Raw genomic sequence first — 17,887 nt, 5'->3', positions numbered from 1 at the left:
TTTTTTAATATGAAAAGGAGGGATAAATCATGGAAATAAAAAAAGCAGGAGATGTTATTACATTAGATGATATCTTAGAGGTTGTTCAAACATATGTTACGAACCAAGATAATATTGATTTGATTATTAAGGCGCATGATTTCATTATGGAAAAGCATGCAACGCAAAAGAGAAAAAGTGGGGAACCATATACCATTCATTTGTTATGGGTTGCTTATATTTTAGCAACGTTGCAAACAGGACCAAGTACGATTACAGCTGGTTTATTGCATGATGTAATGGAAGATTGTGATGTTCCTCCTGAAGAAATGGATGCATTATTTGGTGTTGAAATTAGAGAGTTAGTTGAAGGTGTAACTAAGATCAACAAAATGAATTTCAAAGAAGAAATGGATGCATATGCAGAAAATCACCGTAAGATATATATTGCAATGGCAAAAGATATTCGTGTTATTTTAATAAAGTTTGCAGATAGATTACATAATATGCGTACTTTAGAATTCATGACACCAGAAAAACAAAAGAAGATTTCTAGAGAAACTTTAGAAGTATATGCTCCTATTGCCCATCGTTTGGGTATTAGTGATATTAAATTAGAATTAGAAGATATTAGTTTGTCTTATTTAGATCCTATTGCCTATCGTGAAATATCGTTCTTATTAGAAAAAAATCAAGAAGAAAGAAAAGAAAGCATTCAAAAAATGTTAGAATCGGTTCAACATCTTCTGGAAGAAACAGTCCAAGACTTTAAAATAGTTGGACGAGCAAAATCTATCTATAGTATTTATAAAAAAATGTATATTAAAAACAAACGTTTTGATGAATTATATGATTTAAATGCGTTACGTATTATTACAAAAAATAAATTAGATTGTTATAGTGTTTTAGGGGTTATTCATGATGCCTACCGACCATTACCAGGACGTTTTAAAGACTATATTGCAATGCCTAAACCAAATATGTATCAGTCTTTGCATACTTCTATTATTGGAGAGAGTGGAAATACTTTTGAGATTCAAATTCGTACCCAAGAGATGGATGAATTAGCTGAATTAGGCGTTGCAGCACATTGGCGTTACAAAGAAAACAAAGGATACTCATCAAAAACAGAACAACAAGAAATTGGTGAGAAATTACAATGGTTACGTGAATTTATTTCTTTAAGTGAAGATATTAAAGATGGGGATGCCAAAGAGTATTATGATTCTTTAAAGCGTGATATTTTTGAAGCCAATGTTTATGTATTAACCCCACAAGGAAAAATTGTGGAACTTCCTAATTTTGCAACACCAGTTGATTTTGCATACCGTATTCACAGCGAAGTAGGTAATAAAATGGTAGGGGCTTTAGTTAATAATGTAATGGTTCCAATAGATACAAAACTAATTACTGGTGATGTTGTAGAAATTAAAACATCGAAAGCTTCCTCTGGACCTAGTGAAGATTGGTTAAAGTTTGTTCGAACTGCCGGTGCTAGAAATAAAATCCGTCAATTCTATGCGAATAAAGAAGCCGAAACTAAAAAAGATACAATAGAGGAAGGTCGTAAAGTTTTAAAAGAAGAATTAAGAAAACGTGAGTTGGATGAAAAGATATTTCTTGATCCAGATACGTATAAAACATATTTTGGAGCTTTTGGTGCAAAGAGTTTTGATGATATCTTATATTTTTTAGGACGTAAATCATTAACTTGCATGACTTTATTGGATAAAGTTGCTCCTAAAAAAGGAAATATTTTTGATGGTTTATCAAAAATGTTAAAAAGAAATACGGAGGCTCAACTAAAACAACATGCTGGTAATACAAATAGTTTTGTTGTTGTAAAAGGAGTTAGTGGATTAAAGATACAATTATCAAAGTGTTGTAATCCTATTCCTGGTGATGAAATTGTTGGTTTTGTTTCAAAAGGACAGGGAATTAAAATTCATCGTAAGGAATGTCCAAATGTGAATCAACCAGGTATTAAAGATCGTTTAATTGAGGTATATTGGGATCATGCTTCTGTTCAGTCAAAAAGATTTGATATTGATGTAGAAGTAAGAGGATTGGATCGTCCAAATCTATTAAATGATGTATTAATTGTTTTAGGACAAGCAAAAACAAATATTTTAAATATTCATGCAGAAGTAGTAGATATGAAAGCTATTATTACTTTGAAAATTTCAGTAGAAAGTTTTGAAAGTTTTAAAGAGGCACAGGTTAGTTTAAAACAAATACAAGGTATTTATGAAGTAAACAGAATTATTCATTAATCGTTGATTTTTTCACTAAAATCAACTATAATCAAATAAATCCAGTGAATAAGATTAAATGATTATTTTATTAGTAGAGACAATACGGTTGGTGAGAGTATTGATTAAAATATCATGGGACACTTATGAGGAGTTATCTTGAAAATAGTAGGGATAAACGGTAATGCGTTATAATAATAAGTGCATGAATTTTATTCATGAATAAAGGTGGTACCGCGTTAATGACGTCCTTTCTTATAAGGACGTTTTTATATTTTAAGGAGGAAATAAAATGTATAAAGCCCCAAGAGGAACAGTAGATATTTTGCCAACTACTTCATCAAAATGGCAATCGTTAGAACAATTAATTCGTACCGTGTGTTCGTATTACAATGTCCAAGAAATTCGTACACCAATTTTTGAGCACACAGAACTATTTTGTCGTGCTGTTGGAGATACGACAGATGTTGTTTCAAAGGAAATGTACACATTTCAAGATAAAAAAGGTCGTAGTATCACACTTCGTCCAGAGGGAACTGCTGGTGTAGCTCGTAGTTATGTGGAAAATAAGTTATATAGCAATCCTGAAACATTACAAAAATTATATTATATGGGACCAATGTTCCGTTATGAACGTCCTCAAAATGGACGTCAAAGACAATTTCATCAATTTGGAGTAGAAATGATCGGATTAGAATCTCCTTATGTAGATGTTGAATGTATGACACTAGCAATTACGTTAGTAGAAGCATTAGGTATTCAAAATGTAAAATTACATATTAATTCTTTAGGTGATGATGCTTCTAGAGAATTACATAGAAATGCTTTAATGAAACACTTTGAACCATGCATTGATGAACTATGCCATGATTGTAAGACTCGTTACCAAAAAAATCCAATGCGTATATTAGATTGTAAAGTAGATAAAAATCATCCATTAATGGATTCTGCACCTAAAATGAGAGATTACTTAAGTAAAGAAGCAAAAGAACATTTTAGTACAGTATGTAGTTTATTAGATGATTTAGAAATTGATTATGTTATTGATGATAATTTAGTACGTGGTTTAGATTATTATTGTCATACAGTTTTTGAAATCATTAGTGATGATCCTAGATTAGGAACTGGTTCTACGGTTGGTGGCGGAGGTCGCTATAATGGATTAGTGGAAGAAGTTGGTGGTCCATATGCCCCAGGAGTAGGGTTTGCTTTTGGTATGGAAAGACTTTTAATTGCAATGGATGCTTCTATTGAAGAAGAAAGTGGACTTGATGTTTATCTTATGCCTTTAGGAAAAGAAGCAAAAGACTTAGCAGTACAAATTATCACAATGTTACGAGCAAATGGATATAGTGCGGATATGGATTATCAAGATCGTTCAATGAAGGCGATGTTTAAGTCTGTTGATCGTAATAAAGCTCATTTTGCAATGATTTTAGGACAAGAAGAAGTAGAAAATGAAGTAGTAAATATAAAATGTACGGTATCAAAACACCAATCGGTTGTTAAGTTAGAAGATATTTTAAGTTATATTGAAGATCATGAAAGTGGGGAAGAACATGAATAGAACACATAATAATGGACAATTACGTATTGAAAATATTGGAGAAGTAGTTGAACTAAAAGGATGGGTTGCGAAAAAAAGAAACCTAGGTTCTCTAGTTTTTATTGATTTACGTGATCGTTATGGTATTACACAAATTATTTTAAATGAATCGATGGAAGAATTAGGTAGAGAAATTAAAAATGAGTTTATTCTCCATGTAGTTGGAAAAGTAATTGAAAGAACATCTAAAAATCCAAATATGCCAACAGGAGATATTGAAATAGAAGCACATGCTATTAATATTATTAATACTGCCAATGTAACTCCTTTAATTATTGCAGATGAAACAGATGCTTTAGAAGAAACTAGATTAGCGTATCGTTATTTAGATTTAAGACGACCTGTTTTACAAAAAAAATTAATGTTACGCCATGAAATCACAAAATCAGTTCGTCGTTATTTAGATGATTTGGATTTTGTAGACGTAGAAACACCAGTATTTAATAAATCGACTCCTGAAGGTGCCAGAGATTTCTTAGTTCCTTCACGCGTTCATCCTGGACAATTTTATGCTCTGCCACAATCACCTCAATTATTTAAACAATTATTAATGGTTGCTGGTTTTGAAAAGTATTATCAAATAGCAAAATGTTTTAGAGATGAAGACTTACGTGCAGATCGTCAAATTGAATTTACACAAGTGGATGTGGAAATGTCATTTATGTCTACTGATGAGATTTTATCGATTGGTGAGGGTTTAATGTCTAAAATTATGAAAGATGTAAAAGGAATTGATTTAGAATTACCTTTACCTCGTTTAACATGGCATGAGTCCATGGAAAGATTTGGAATTGATAAACCAGATACTCGTTTTGGATTAGAATTAGTAAATTTAAATGAAACAGTAAAAGATGTTGATTTTATGGTATTTAAAAATGCTTTAGATAACAATGGTTATGTAAAAGGGATTAATGTGATTGGTCAAGCAGGAAATTATTCTCGTAAGGCATTAGATAAATTAACAGATATTGCAAAAACATACAAAGCCAAAGGATTGGCTTGGTTAAAAGTTGAAAATGGAGTAGCTACTGGTCCTATTGCTAAATTCTTTGATGAACAACAAATGACTAGATTACTTCATAAAATGGAAGCAAATGATAATGATTTATTATTATTTGTAGGTGATCCTAGTTATGATGTTGTTTGTGATTCATTGGCTGCATTACGTAATCATTTAGGAAAAGAATTATCATTATATGACCCTGAAACTTATGCATTCTTATGGGTTGTAGATTTCCCAATGTTTGAATATGACCAAGAAACAGCTCGTTACTATGCAAAACATCATCCATTTACTAGACCATTAGATGATCATATTGATTTAATTGAAAGTGATCCAGCAAATTGTTTAGCAGATGCTTATGATATTGTTTTAAATGGTTTTGAATTAGGTGGTGGTTCACAACGTATTTATGAACAATCTTTACAAGAAAGAGCGTTTAAAGCATTAGGATTTAGTGAAGAACAAATTAAAGAACAATTCGGATTCTTTGTTGATGCATTCCAATATGGAACACCTCCTCATGGTGGTTTTGCATTAGGATTAGATCGTATTGCAATGTTACTTACAGGTAGTGATTCTTTACGTGATGTTATTGCTTTTCCTAAAAATGCAAGTGCTACTTGTCCAATGTCAAAAGCTCCAGGAGATGTCAGTGTGGAACAATTAGAGGAATTAGGAATTTGTATAAAAGGTGATCATCATGAATAGAGTTGAAAAAGTAACACGTATTATGAATAGTGAGGGTGTAGATGCTTGTCTTATTAGTGATATGTATGCAATTGATTATTTATTAGGATATAAAAATCATCCTGGTGAAAGATTATATGTATTATTAATTAAGAAAGATGGTTCTTTAACTTTGTTTTTAAATAAAATGTTCTTTGTTGATCAACCAATTGATGCTTCTTTAGTATGGTATAGTGATAATGAAGATAAAACAGCATTATTAGCTTCTTATTTAGAAGATGTATTGGTTTTAGGTGTTGATAAATCATGGCCTGCAAGATTCTTATTACCATTACAAAAACAATGTAGTAAAATTGAATTTGTAGATGGATCTATCTTTATTGATTGTGTTCGTATGGTTAAAGATATTGATGAACAAGTAGTAATGCAAGAAGCAAGTAAAATTAATGATCAAGCAATGCATCATGCTATTAGTTTATGTGCGAAAGATTATAATGAAAAACAAGTTAGTAGTGAATTGCTTAGTTTTTATACAGAAAAAGGAGCTAGTGAATTTTCATTTAGTCCAATTGTTGCCTTTGGTAAAAATGCAGCAAATCCGCATCATGTAACAGATGAATCTTTACCACAAGTGGGGGATAGTATTATTTTAGATATCGGTTGTGTGTTTATGGATTATTGTAGTGATATGACTCGTACTGTTTTTTATAAAGAAGTTAGCGAGGAAGCTAGAGTGGTTTATGAAACAGTAAAGCAAGCTAATTTAGCTGCTATTGCTATGATTAAACCAGGAGTAAAGCTTTGTGATATTGATAAAGCAGCTAGAGATGTGATTGAAGAAGCTGGTTATGGAAAGTATTTTACACATCGTTTAGGACATTTTATTGGAAGAGAATGTCATGAATTTGGTGATGTAGCAAGTACTTTTGATATTGAAGTAGTACCCGGTATGATTTTCTCTATTGAACCAGGTATTTATTTACAAGATAATTTAGGTGTTCGTATAGAGGATTTAGTAATGGTTACACCAGATGGTTGTATTGTTTTAAATGAGTATCCAAAAGATTTATTAATTATTAGTTAATATAGCTAAGATAAAATAACTTAGAAAGGAAATAGGCTAATAACCTAGGGGTTTGTGTATGTACTATTTTATTGGAATTAAGGGGTCAGGAATGGCACCTTTAGCTACTATTATGTATGAATTAGGACATGAGGTAGCTGGTAGTGATATTGATAAGTTTATTTTTACGCAAGTGGAACTAGAAAGTCGTAATATTCCTATTTATTCTTTTGATCCTTGTAATATCAAGGATGGAATGACAGTTATTATTGGGAATGCTTTTGGTGATGATCATCCTGAAGTAAAAGCGGCTTTAGAAAATAAAAATGTCATTTGTCATCGATATTTTACTTTCTTAGGACATCTAATGGAAAATTATGTTTCTATTAGTGTCGCTGGGACACATGGGAAAACAACGACAACAGGTCTAGCGTATCATTTGTTTAAAGAGTTTGATAAAACTTCTGTATTAATTGGGGATGGAACTGGACATGGTTTAAAGGATAGTCGTTATTTTATTGCTGAATCATGTGAGTATCAAGATCACTTTTTATCTTATTTTCCAAAATATGCGATTATCAATAATGTTGAATTGGACCATGTTGATTACTTTACAAGTATGGAGATGTATGTTTCTTCTTTTGAGAAATTTGCAAATCAAGTACAAGATACAGTCATAGCATGGGGTGATGATCCATATCTTAGAAAGATGAAGTTCGAAAAAAGAGCTTTATTATTTGGTTTAAATGATCGCAATGATGTCAAAGCTAAAAATGTATTAGAATCAAAAAATGGAATGTCTTTTGATGTGGTGATTCATGGTGAATTATTTGGTCATTTTGATTTACCATTCTATGGTAAACATATGTTATATAATGCTTTAGCTGTTATTACATGGGATACTTAGAAAATATGGAAGCAAATTACATTCAAAAACGTTTGGCATGTTTTGAAGGGGTGAAACGCCGTTATACAGTAAAAGAGGTTGGAAATAATATCTATGTAGATGATTATGCTCATCATCCAACAGCAATTAAGTTGGTAATTGAAGCTTCTAGAGTGCGTTATCCAGGTAAAAAAATAGTAGCTGTATTTAAACCAGATCGTTTTTCTAGAGGGGCAAGGTTTGCTAATGAGTTTGCAAAATCAATGGATAGTGCAGATTATTGTTATTTCTGTCCATTCCCTGAAAATGCAGCGAAAGAAGATGGAATTGATATATGTATTGAAGACATCGCTAAATTATTGCCAAGAAGTAAAGTTATTAGTGAAGATGAGTTGGGTGCAAAAGAATTAGCTCAATATGATGATGTAGTATTCTTGTTTATGTCGAGTAAAGATATTTATAAATTAGAAGAAAAAGTTATCTTTATCAAGCAAAACACTATATAAGGATATATTTTTATGCTATGATTAGAAAAAGAGGTGAGTAATGAATATGACAACAATGGAAGTATGTTTATGTTTGTTGATTTTGGCAGGTGCTTTTACAATTGTAACCTTAGGAATATTTTTTCTAAGAACAGCTGTTGCAGTCAAACAAATAGGTACAACGATTGAAATGGGGCAAACAACGATAGGTAAAGTAGATCGAATTGCAGATGATGTGAGTTATAAATTGGATTTATTAAACACACCAGTGGAATCTATTACTCGTTTTTTTGATCCGAAGAAACCAAAATTTGATTTTATAGGTACAATATTAAAAATATTTAAAAAATAGAAAGGAAATAAGATGATGAAATTAGGTAAATTTATTGCAGGATTAGGACTTGGTGCTGCTGCAGGGATGTTATTAGCTCCTAAAAAAGGAGAAGAATTAAGAAGCGAACTAAAAGAAAAAAGTAATGAGTTATACGGTAAAGCAAAATCAATGTCAAAAGAAGATTATCAAGAAATGTTAAAAGATTTAATTGATGATATGAAAAAGACGATTGATGAATTTGATGGAGATGAATTTAAAGAATCTTCAATGGATAAATTAGTAGAATTAAAAGATCGTGTCGAAGAATTATATACTTCAATGCAATCTAGCGAAGAATACTCGAAAGTAAAAGACGCTATTAAAAAAGTAAGTGATGATGTAACAGATAAAATGACAGAAGTGAAAACTAAAATTCAAGATAAAGACTCTACTGCTATTGAAAATCTTGAAGAAGGAATTGATGAGATAGAAGAAGAAATTTCTGTCATCTTAGATGATTTAAAAGACTAATGAAAAAAAAGACAACGATTTATGACGTAGCAAGAGAATCAGGTGTTTCTCTTGCTACTGTTTCGAGAGTTATTAATGGTTCTAGTGTTGTAAAAGCGAAAACAAAAGAAAAAGTATTAGCAGTAATTAAAGAATTAGATTTCAAACCAAATGAAGTAGCCAGAGGACTTGCAACTAGTAAAACAACAACGATTGCAATTGTTTTCCCACAATCTTTATTTGCGCATGTAAAAGATATGATTGGTGGAATCGGAGATACTGGAAGACACTTAGACTATAATATTAATATGTATACTACGGATGATATTGGTGATGATGATACGGTAAGTGATGTTACGGAGAGAATTATTAAATCAAGAGTAGATGGAGTTATTTTATTTAATAATGAACATATTGATCAAATGATTGAAGGTATTGATAGATATCATTTACCTATTGTAGTTATTGGTAAACAAATTTCGAATGAAACGATGGGTTCTATTTATATTGACGTGAAAAATGCAGCGAAAGAACTAATTATGCCTTATATTGAAAAAGGGAAAACAGATATTTTATATGTTTCTCCAAAACAAAATTTAATTAAAAATGATGATGTTATTGAAGGTATTCAAGAAGCATATCATGAAAATGGATTGGTTTTTGATGAAAATAATATTATTTCTAGTACGAGTAGTTATGAATTTAATTTAGCTACTTTTGAAAAATATTTTAAAAATAAAAAACATGATGTTATTTTTTGTGGGTATGATAAAGATGGTGTTGCAGTTATTCAATCAGCTATTGAAAATGGCATCGATATTCCAGGAGAAATGGATGTTGTTGGGATGTTAAACACAAGTTATGCTGTTATGTGTCGTCCACAATTATCATCATTAAATGTACCAATATATGATATGGGTGCGTTAGCAGTACGTTTGTTAACAAAATTCTTACAAGGTGAAGCAATTGAATCAAAAGAAATTGCAGTTCGTTATATGTTTATTGAACGTGAGTCATCTCACCAAAATTAGTTGACGATTAAAATTATCTGTGCTATAAATAAGTAAACTATGAAGGAAAATAGTAATTAATGGAATTGTTATAAGAGAGCTTGTGGTTGGTGAAAACAAGTCAATGAAGTTAGTGAATACACTCTGGAGTTTCTAAGTGCAAAGCTTAGACGGGTTAGAACGTTATATCTATTAAGAGCATGTTTTACATGAATCAAGGTGGTACCGCGTTAATGACGTCCTTATTTAAGGGCGTTTTTATATTTCAAGGAGGAAAGATATGAAGATTTATGATGAATTAGTATGGAGAGGGTTAGTGAAAGATGTTAGTTCACCTGACTTAGAAGAAAAATTAAATAATGGAGGGATGACTTTTTATATTGGAACAGATCCAACAGGAGATAGTTTACATATTGGTCATTTTTCATCTTTTTTAATTAGTAAAAGATTAAAAGAAGCTGGTCATAACCCAATTCTTTTAGTTGGTGGGGCTACTGGTTTAATAGGGGATCCAAAACCAGATAGTGAAAGACCGATGATTACCAAAGAAACAGTAGATCATAACTTTGCTTGTTTGAAAAAACAGGCACAAGATATTTTTGGTTTTGAAGTAGTTAATAATTATGATTGGTCGAAAGATTTAAATTTCATTGATTTTTTAAGAGATTATGGAAAATTCTTTAACATTAATTATATGCTTTCTAAAGATGTAGTTAAAAGAAGATTAGATGACGGAATTACGTATACTGAATTCTCTTATATGATTATGCAAGCATTAGATTTTGCATGGTTGTTTGAAAACAAAGATTGTACATTGCAAGTAGCTGGTCAAGACCAATGGGGTAATATCACTGCTGGTATTGAATTAATTCGTAAAAAGATAGGTGGTCAAGCTTATGGATTTACGATGCCTCTTTTGACAAAAAGTGATGGAACAAAATTTGGGAAGTCAGAAGGGAAAGCAATTTGGTTAGATAGAGAAAAAACATCACCATATGAAATGTATCAATTCTTTATTAATGCAGAAGATACAAAAGTAATTGATTATTTAAAGTTCTTAACTTTCTTATCAGTAGAAGAAATTAATGAATTAGAACAATCTCATCAAAGTGAACCTCATTTAAGAAAAGCGCATCAAGCTTTAGCTCATTCTGTTATTACTTTCTTACATGGTCAAGAAGCGTATGATGAAGCTGTTAATATGTCAAAAATGTTATTTTCAGGAAATATTTCATCACTTTCTTATGATCAAGTAGCTGTCTTATTTGATGGTGTTGAAAGCGTGGAAATTAGTGAAGATTTAAATATTTTAGATTGTTTAATTGCTGTAAAGGCAGCATCAAGTAAAAGAGAAGCAAGAGAGTTTGTAAATAATGGATCTGTTTTAATTAATGGAACAAAGATTCAAGATTTAGAATTTGTTGTTTCAAAAGAAAATGCCTTTGATAAAAAAGCAACAGTTATCCGTCGAGGTAAAAAGAAATACGTAGTAATCAAACATATATAAAAATAGAGGATTTTGTTCATGGAACAAAATCCTCTATTTTTTATTTCTTGGTTCTTTATGCCAAAGCATTATTTGTTGCTCGTTTGAAAGGGAGAGCAACAAATTAGATTTTGATTGGGGGTACTTCTCGTATAAATCATTTAATAAGTTTTTAAATTCTTCTCTTTTTGTGTTTTTGTCTGCTGGACAAGTCGAAGGAACGATAGGGATATTTGCTTGTGTACATGCACTTACGATATCTGTTTCACTGGCTAGAATAAGGGGACGAATGAAGTTCATATCCGTTCTATCTAAATACATTTTAGGTAAAAATGTTGCTATTTTACCACCATAAATCATATTCATAAACAATGTCTCTACAGCATCATCACCATGATGTGCAAAAGCTACTTTATTGCAACCATATTTTTTAGCAGCATCAATAACAGTTGCTTTTTTAAATTTAGAACATAATGAACAACGTAAACGACCATCATCAGTTTTGTTTAATTTTAATATTTCATATATTTGACTTGGTTCATGGTAGAGTGTAATATCATTTTTCTGACAAAACTCATCTGCTTTAGAAAAGTCCATATTTGGAAATCCCATCTCTATATGGATTCCTACCACGTTAAAATCAACTGTTGCAAACTTTTTATATAAAGCCATACTATATAACAATAACATAGAATCTTTACCACCAGAAACACCAACACAAACAGTGTCTCCATCTTGTATCATATTAAATTCTTCATCGGCTTTACGTATACAGCCTAGTATTTTTTTCATACTCATCTTTTATCACCTTCCTCATTTTATCGAATGTTTTGATAAAAATCAATTAGAATCAACAATTTCAATATTTCTTTTTAATATTTGGAAAATAATCGAATATCTTTGCCTAAAGTCTATAATTTTGTTAAGATGATTAAGGTGATAAAAATGGATGGAATAATAATCGTAAACAAACCGGCTGGGTATACTAGCCATGATATAGTAAATAAATTAAGAAGATGTTTAAAAACAAAAAAAGTTGGTCATGCAGGAACATTAGATCCTGATGCGACAGGTGTTTTAGTTGTTTGTGTTAATAAAGCAACGAAAGTATTACAGTTTTTAGAATCAGATACAAAAGAATATGAGTGTGTTTTATCGTTAGGGGTATCTACTGATACCTATGATGCTAGTGGTGAAATATTAGAAACTAAGGAATTTATGGGTCTTGAAGATAGTACAATTCAAACTACTTTTGATGGTTTTTTAGGGGCTCAATTACAAGTCCCACCAATCTATTCTGCCATTAAAGTAAATGGAAAAAAGGCTTATGAATATGCTAGAGAAGGAAAAGAGTTAGTATTAGAACCTAGACCTATTGTTATTCATTCTTTAGAAATTAAAAAAATAGCAGGAAATGAAATAACCTTTCAAACACTTTGTTCAAAAGGAACATATATTCGTTCTTTATGTGTGGATCTAGCAAAAGCAATGGGTTATCCAGGACATATGAAACAATTATCAAGAAGTCAGTCTGGTATCTTTTCATTAGAGGATGCCTATACGTTAGAAGAAATTGAAGCTGGTAATTTTTCATTTTGTACAATTGAAAAAGCATTATCCCATTTTCCAACAATGATATTGGAAGATCCAACTCTTGCTTATCATGGAAAATTAATTCCAAGTGAAAAACAAGAAGTAACAGTAATTAAAGATGGTGATGAAAAAGTAGTAGCTGTCTATGGACCTAGTCATCCAGGATATTTAAAAAGTATAAGAGGATTATGGTAATGGAAATTGTTTATTTAAATAATAAAAAAATAAAAATAGAGTCATGTATTGTAGCACTTGGTTTCTTTGATGGAATGCATCTAGGACATATGGCATTGGTTGAAAAAGTGATTTTCGAAGCGAATCTTCATAAACATAAAAAAGCTTTGCTTACTTTTGAAAAGTCGCCAAAAAGTATTTTAACAACGTGCCAAGAAAACTACCTTACATCATTAGAAGATAAAGCAATGTTGTTAGAACAAAAAGGAATAGATTACTTGTTTGTTTTACCTTTCAACAAAGAAATCGCTAGTTTTTCACCTCAACAGTTTATCGAAACTTATTTAAAAAATGATTATATGAAAGGTTTTGTATGTGGCTATGATTTCCATTTTGGACATTTTGGAGCTGGGAATCCTACTATGTTAGAGGCGGTTGCACCTACCGTAGTAGTGGATAAGTTGATGTTACAAGAACACCGAGTTTCTTCCTCGTTTATTAAACAATTACTAAAAGACGGTGAAATCAAAAAAGCAAATAAGTTTCTAGCTTATGCTTATTGTATTCAAGGAGTAGTCATTCATGGTAAACATCGTGGAAAGAGTCAACTAGGTTTTGCGACTGCTAATGTCGATTATAAAGATTATGTTTTACCAAAAAATGGTGTTTATGCTTGTGTTGTAGAATATGAAAAACAGGAATATTTTGCAATGACGAATATTGGAATTAATCCTACATTTGGAGATATTGAAAAACCAAGTTTAGAAGTTCATCTTTTTGGTTTTGATGAAATGATTTATGACAAAATAATTAAAGTTTCTTTTCAACAAAGAATTCGTAATGAAATGAAATTTTCATCTTTAGAACATTTAATCGAACAATTAAATAATGACCAAAAGAAGTGTATCGAATATTTTCGATAAACGACTTTCGGTCTTTTTTTTGGTTATACTATAAGTGGTGATGAAATGATAAAACAATTAGTGTTGGCAAGTATTTTGTGGGGAATTAATGTAATAGTGATGAAAGAAATGGCACAATACATAGCTCCTTTATTTTTAGCTAATCTACGATTAGGATTGTTATGTGTTCTTTTGTTTTGTTTATGTATTTATAAAAAACAAAGGATTCAACTACATATAAATTTACAAATGATATTTATTGCTTTTTTTGCAATTTTTTGTAATTTTTTATTTACTTTTTTAGCTATTGAATTTGTTTCAGGAGCCTCTTTAGCTAGTATGAATGGACTATTACCAATAATAACATTACTCTTATTAAAAGATAGATGGGATGCTACTTATCATACCTTGTCTTTTATAGCTATATTTATTTCTCTTGTTTTTTCTATTCAAGATTTAAATTTTGGATATTTATTGATGTTACTAAGTGTTATTTGTAGTGCAATAGGAAATGTCTTGATACAAAGAAAATCAGTTTTAAATAACCACTTTTCATTTTGTTTTGAATATTATTTTATTGGAACAATATTTATTACATTTTTGAACTTTTTTGTGTTGGATTTTCATTTGATTTCTTTGAAAAATGTTCCGATCTTGTGGTGGATAGTATTTCTAAGTGTTTCTGGTATTGGATTTTGTTATATCCAACTAATCACTTTAAAAGCGATACGTTCGATTGGTAGTGTTGCTACTAGTTATTATTTAGGATTCAATCCAATTGTTACATCTTTACTTGCTTTCATTATTTATCAAGATAGTAGTTTTAAACAGATTATATCCTGTTTATTCTTAGTTATGAGTATTTTTTTTGGACGCAAAGCAAACTTAAAAAAGAACGAATAATTTTTAATGGAAAGATAGATTTTTATAACATCATTTTTGAGAAAATTTAGACATAGTATATTAATTATGTTATAATATTTAGGAATGAAAAAGCTATAGGGGGAAGAAATATGGACCAAGTAATCGAAATAATCAATCAGATATCAAGGGAACAACAAATACTTATTTTAGTTGGAATTCTTGGGTTTGTAATTATTTTTACAGCTTATTATTTTTTCCGTTTGAAAAATTTTCGTAAAACATTCGTAATGCTTGAAAACAAAATGAATGCGATAAAAACATTACCAATACAGTACCGTTTGGGTAGAGTACAAGGAATTATGAGAAGTATGCCAAATGTTGATGTTGATTTTGAAAATTTTCAAAAACGTCATGTTGAATTATCTCGTTTTCAAGAAACAGAACTTTTATCTGTTATTAATGAAATTGATGAAAAGTTATATTCTCGAAAAACTCGTGGTGTTAAAAGAAAATTACGTTTACTACGTGATAAAATAGATCAATATGAAAAAGATTCAAAAACTTTATTAGATGAAATTGAATCTGTAACAGAAGTTGAAAATATTCAACGATTAGCAATTATTAAAATAAAGGAAAAATATCGTAATACACAAGATGAGTATCAAACAAATCGTTGTAAAATAGATGATTATATTCCTTTGATTGATAATGAGTTTAAAGATATTGATCAGTGTTTTGTGAAACTTGAAAACTTTATGAATGATCAAGAATTTGAACAAGCTAAAGAATATACGAATGTTATTGATAAAAAAATTGATATGTTGTTTGCAAATATCCGTGATTTACCATCTTATGTAGCAATTATCCGTAAATACATTCCTCAACGTTTAAAAGTTATTCATGAAAAAGCAGAGAGTATGAAAAAAACAGGATTTGCTTTAGAACGTATTCATTTAGATGAAAGATTACAAAAAATTGATTATGATACAAATTCAATGACGAATGATATTAAATTATTAAAGTTAGCGTCTGTTGCACAAGCTATTGAAGTGATTACTGTTGAATTAGATGGATTAATGAATGATTTAGAAACAGAAGAAGTTGCATTTGGTGGTTTTGCTAAAAAATCAAAAGAAACTTTTGATTTAGTAGAATCTTTAGAAAAACAATTAAGTGAAACGGTAGAGTCTTTGTTTGAGTTACAAAAAAACTATCATGTTCATTTTGAATTTGATATTAAAAGTGATTATGATAAATTCTTAGCTATTATGAGTCGTTTGAGTGATTATCGTCATGCTATTTTAGATAATGTATTCTCTTATGGTCAAATGATGGCTGAGTTTGATAAAATTGTAGAAGAATGTCAACCTTATTTAGAGTTACTTGTTATTTATAAAGAGAAAAAAGAATCTTTGCGTATTCAAGAAAAACGTGCTTTAGATGAATTGGATAATATTAATATTGTTTTATTAGAAATAAAATCAGAAATAAAAAACAAGCAGCTCCCAATGATTAGTGAAACATATCAAGATTATATTGATGATTCTTATCAACGAGCAGAAGAAATATTAAAATTCACTAGACAAAGACCAATTGATTTAGAGAAATTATCATTACAAGTGGATACTGCTAGAGATGTTATTTATGAATTATATGATAATATTCATAATTTAATTGTTACTGCCGAAATGGTAGAAGATGCAATTGTATATGGAAATCGTTATCGTTCTACTTTTTTAGAAGTTAATACGGAACTTACAAAGGCTGAATTATTATTTAAAAATGGTGAGTATACTAAGGCATTGACAATTGCTGTCGATATTATTGAAAAAATAAAACCGGGATCATATGAAACATTAGTGAACAGTACTAAAAAGTCTGAAAAAATTTAGACTTTTTTCTTACTTTTATGCATATTATAAAGAGGAGGATTAAAATGATATATTTAGATTATGCTGCAACGACACCTTTAGATAAAGAAGTTCAAGCATCTTATCAAGACCTGTTGACAAATCATTTCTTTAATGCAGATTCTATGTATGATGCTGGATTACAAGTGGCTCGTTATATGGAAAAGTCACGAGAGTTATTAGGACAAATGCTACAATGTAATAGTGAAGAATTGATTTTTACTAGTTGTGGGAGTGAAGCTAATAATTTAGCAATTAAGGGTGTTGCTTTTCAATATGCAAATAGAGGAAAACATATTATTACTACTAGTGTTGAACATTCATCCGTTTATGAAGCATGTCGTCAATTAGAGACTGTATTTGGGTTTGAAGTAGATTATTTAACAGTAGATAAGTATGGCTGTGTTAGTTTAGAAGATTTAAAGAATAAATTACGTGAGGACACGATATTAGTTAGTATTATGTGTGTGAATAATGAGGTGGGTAGTTTTAATGATTTAAAAGCAATTAAAAAGATATTACAGGATTATCCAAAAGTAATCTTTCATAGTGATATGGTTCAAGCACTAACAAAAGTAGCTATTGATTTAAATGTTGTTGATTTAGCATCTTTTTCTGCACATAAGATCCATGGATTAAAGGGTAGTGGTTTATTATATAAAAGCAAAAAAATACAATTGGTATCATTAATCAGTGGTGGACAACAGGAATTTAATATTCGTGGTGGAACATCAGATGCTTGTACGAATATTGTTTTTGCTAAAACATTACGATTAGCTATGGATGATTTTAAACAAAAGCAAAGTCATGTTAATTTTTTAAATGATTATACACGTCAAAAATTAACCGATTTACAAGATGTAGTTATTAATACAAAAAAAGAATGTTCTTCTAATGCCATAATTAATTTCTCTTGTATAGGTTATAAACCAGAAGTTATTATGCATGCATTAGAAGCAAATAATATTTATTTATCAACTCGTAGTGCTTGTAGTTCTAAAACAGAAAGTGTTTCAAGAGTTATGAAGCAATTAGGGTTGGATGAAGATATTGCAAGTAGTGCAATGAGAATTAGCTTTGGTAGTGAAACTACGATGGAACAAATTGATGAGTTTATTTATTATTTAAAAGAATCACTTATAAAAACTAGAAAAAAGAGGTAAA

General features: G+C 30.1%; 14 protein-coding genes, 1 pseudogene and 2 other annotated features. Of the genes and pseudogenes, 14 read left to right on the top strand and 1 reads right to left on the bottom strand.

Features of this window, described 5'->3' with window-relative positions; all coding sequences use genetic code 11:
* Window positions 1–26 precede the first annotated feature (26 nt).
* From LRR82_RS05425 to tyrS, 9 genes and pseudogenes are all read left to right on the top strand, one after another.
* Window positions 27–2,252, top strand: coding sequence for a RelA/SpoT family protein (locus tag LRR82_RS05425; RefSeq protein WP_249030581.1), 2,226 nt, complete (start codon window positions 27–29; stop codon window positions 2,250–2,252).
* A 35-nt stretch (window positions 2,253–2,287) separates the two neighbouring features.
* Window positions 2,288–2,487, top strand: a binding site (T-box leader).
* A gap of 36 nt (window positions 2,488–2,523) precedes the next feature.
* Entirely contained in the window at window positions 2,524–3,798 is a 1,275-nt protein-coding gene (hisS, locus tag LRR82_RS05420; RefSeq protein WP_249030513.1) for a histidine--tRNA ligase, read from the top strand.
* Complete coding sequence (aspS, locus tag LRR82_RS05415; protein WP_249030512.1) at window positions 3,791–5,548, top strand: aspartate--tRNA ligase; 1,758 nt, start codon at window positions 3,791–3,793, stop codon at window positions 5,546–5,548. The genes hisS and aspS overlap by 8 nt, the downstream gene beginning before the upstream one ends.
* Window positions 5,541–6,611 carry a M24 family metallopeptidase gene (locus LRR82_RS05410; protein ID WP_249030511.1) on the top strand — a complete coding sequence of 357 codons (1,071 nt, stop codon included), beginning with the start codon at window positions 5,541–5,543 and terminating at the stop codon, window positions 6,609–6,611. The genes aspS and LRR82_RS05410 overlap by 8 nt, the downstream gene beginning before the upstream one ends.
* 58 nt (window positions 6,612–6,669) lie before the next feature.
* A pseudogene (locus tag LRR82_RS05405) lies at window positions 6,670–7,982 on the top strand (UDP-N-acetylmuramate--L-alanine ligase).
* Window positions 7,983–8,022: 40 nt separating this feature from the next.
* On the top strand, window positions 8,023–8,313 hold the full coding sequence (locus LRR82_RS05400) for a hypothetical protein (protein WP_249030510.1): 291 nt from the start codon (window positions 8,023–8,025) through the stop codon (window positions 8,311–8,313).
* A 15-nt stretch (window positions 8,314–8,328) separates the two neighbouring features.
* Window positions 8,329–8,805 carry a YtxH domain-containing protein gene (locus LRR82_RS05395; protein ID WP_249030509.1) on the top strand — a complete coding sequence of 159 codons (477 nt, stop codon included), beginning with the start codon at window positions 8,329–8,331 and terminating at the stop codon, window positions 8,803–8,805.
* Window positions 8,805–9,815 (top strand): LacI family DNA-binding transcriptional regulator, encoded by a 1,011-nt coding sequence (locus LRR82_RS05390; RefSeq protein WP_249030508.1) that lies wholly within the window; start codon window positions 8,805–8,807, stop codon window positions 9,813–9,815. Before LRR82_RS05395 ends, LRR82_RS05390 begins: the two co-directional genes overlap by 1 nt.
* Before the next feature lie 30 nt (window positions 9,816–9,845).
* Window positions 9,846–10,041: a binding site (T-box leader), on the top strand.
* Window positions 10,042–10,074: 33 nt separating this feature from the next.
* Window positions 10,075–11,301, top strand: coding sequence for a tyrosine--tRNA ligase (tyrS, locus tag LRR82_RS05385; RefSeq protein ID WP_249030507.1), 1,227 nt, complete (start codon window positions 10,075–10,077; stop codon window positions 11,299–11,301).
* Window positions 11,302–11,334: 33 nt separating this feature from the next.
* On the opposite strand, the gene LRR82_RS05380 is transcribed toward tyrS, so the two are convergent.
* A complete protein-coding gene (locus tag LRR82_RS05380) occupies window positions 11,335–12,078 on the bottom strand; it encodes a tRNA 2-thiocytidine biosynthesis TtcA family protein (protein ID WP_249030506.1) in 744 nt (247 codons plus the stop codon).
* Window positions 12,079–12,225: 147 nt separating this feature from the next.
* On the opposite strand from LRR82_RS05380, the gene truB reads away from it, so the two are divergent.
* The 5 genes from truB (at window position 12,226) to LRR82_RS05355 (ending at window position 17,886) form a co-directional block, all read left to right on the top strand.
* A complete protein-coding gene (gene truB / locus LRR82_RS05375; protein ID WP_249030505.1) occupies window positions 12,226–13,068 on the top strand; it encodes a tRNA pseudouridine(55) synthase TruB in 843 nt (280 codons plus the stop codon).
* Window positions 13,068–13,970, top strand: coding sequence for a bifunctional riboflavin kinase/FAD synthetase (locus LRR82_RS05370; RefSeq protein ID WP_249030504.1), 903 nt, complete (start codon window positions 13,068–13,070; stop codon window positions 13,968–13,970). Before truB ends, LRR82_RS05370 begins: the two co-directional genes overlap by 1 nt.
* 45 nt (window positions 13,971–14,015) lie before the next feature.
* A complete protein-coding gene (locus tag LRR82_RS05365) occupies window positions 14,016–14,852 on the top strand; it encodes an EamA family transporter (protein WP_249030503.1) in 837 nt (278 codons plus the stop codon).
* A 110-nt stretch (window positions 14,853–14,962) separates the two neighbouring features.
* Window positions 14,963–16,705, top strand: coding sequence for a septation ring formation regulator EzrA (locus LRR82_RS05360; protein WP_249030502.1), 1,743 nt, complete (start codon window positions 14,963–14,965; stop codon window positions 16,703–16,705).
* 44 nt (window positions 16,706–16,749) lie between these two features.
* Complete coding sequence (locus LRR82_RS05355; protein WP_249030501.1) at window positions 16,750–17,886, top strand: cysteine desulfurase family protein; 1,137 nt, start codon at window positions 16,750–16,752, stop codon at window positions 17,884–17,886.
* Window position 17,887: the final 1 nt, after the last annotated feature.

The sequence above is a fragment of the Tannockella kyphosi genome (genome assembly GCF_021054785.1).
In the GTDB taxonomy this organism is placed as follows: domain Bacteria; phylum Bacillota_I; class Bacilli_A; order Erysipelotrichales; family Coprobacillaceae; genus Tannockella; species Tannockella kyphosi.
This window is presented reverse-complemented; position numbering and strand designations above follow the sequence as displayed.

Coding starts and splice junctions, on each gene's coding strand:
- hisS (WP_249030513.1), top strand. CDS start 2,524: ATGTATAAAGCCCCAAGAGGAACAGTAGATATTTTGCCAACTACTTCA.
- aspS (WP_249030512.1), top strand. CDS start 3,791: ATGAATAGAACACATAATAATGGACAATTACGTATTGAAAATATTGGA.
- LRR82_RS05410 (WP_249030511.1), top strand. CDS start 5,541: ATGAATAGAGTTGAAAAAGTAACACGTATTATGAATAGTGAGGGTGTA.
- LRR82_RS05400 (WP_249030510.1), top strand. CDS start 8,023: ATGAATATGACAACAATGGAAGTATGTTTATGTTTGTTGATTTTGGCA.
- LRR82_RS05395 (WP_249030509.1), top strand. CDS start 8,329: ATGAAATTAGGTAAATTTATTGCAGGATTAGGACTTGGTGCTGCTGCA.
- LRR82_RS05390 (WP_249030508.1), top strand. CDS start 8,805: ATGAAAAAAAAGACAACGATTTATGACGTAGCAAGAGAATCAGGTGTT.
- tyrS (WP_249030507.1), top strand. CDS start 10,075: ATGAAGATTTATGATGAATTAGTATGGAGAGGGTTAGTGAAAGATGTT.
- LRR82_RS05380 (WP_249030506.1), bottom strand. CDS start 12,078: ATGAGTATGAAAAAAATACTAGGCTGTATACGTAAAGCCGATGAAGAA.
- truB (WP_249030505.1), top strand. CDS start 12,226: ATGGATGGAATAATAATCGTAAACAAACCGGCTGGGTATACTAGCCAT.
- LRR82_RS05370 (WP_249030504.1), top strand. CDS start 13,068: ATGGAAATTGTTTATTTAAATAATAAAAAAATAAAAATAGAGTCATGT.
- LRR82_RS05365 (WP_249030503.1), top strand. CDS start 14,016: ATGATAAAACAATTAGTGTTGGCAAGTATTTTGTGGGGAATTAATGTA.
- LRR82_RS05360 (WP_249030502.1), top strand. CDS start 14,963: ATGGACCAAGTAATCGAAATAATCAATCAGATATCAAGGGAACAACAA.
- LRR82_RS05355 (WP_249030501.1), top strand. CDS start 16,750: ATGATATATTTAGATTATGCTGCAACGACACCTTTAGATAAAGAAGTT.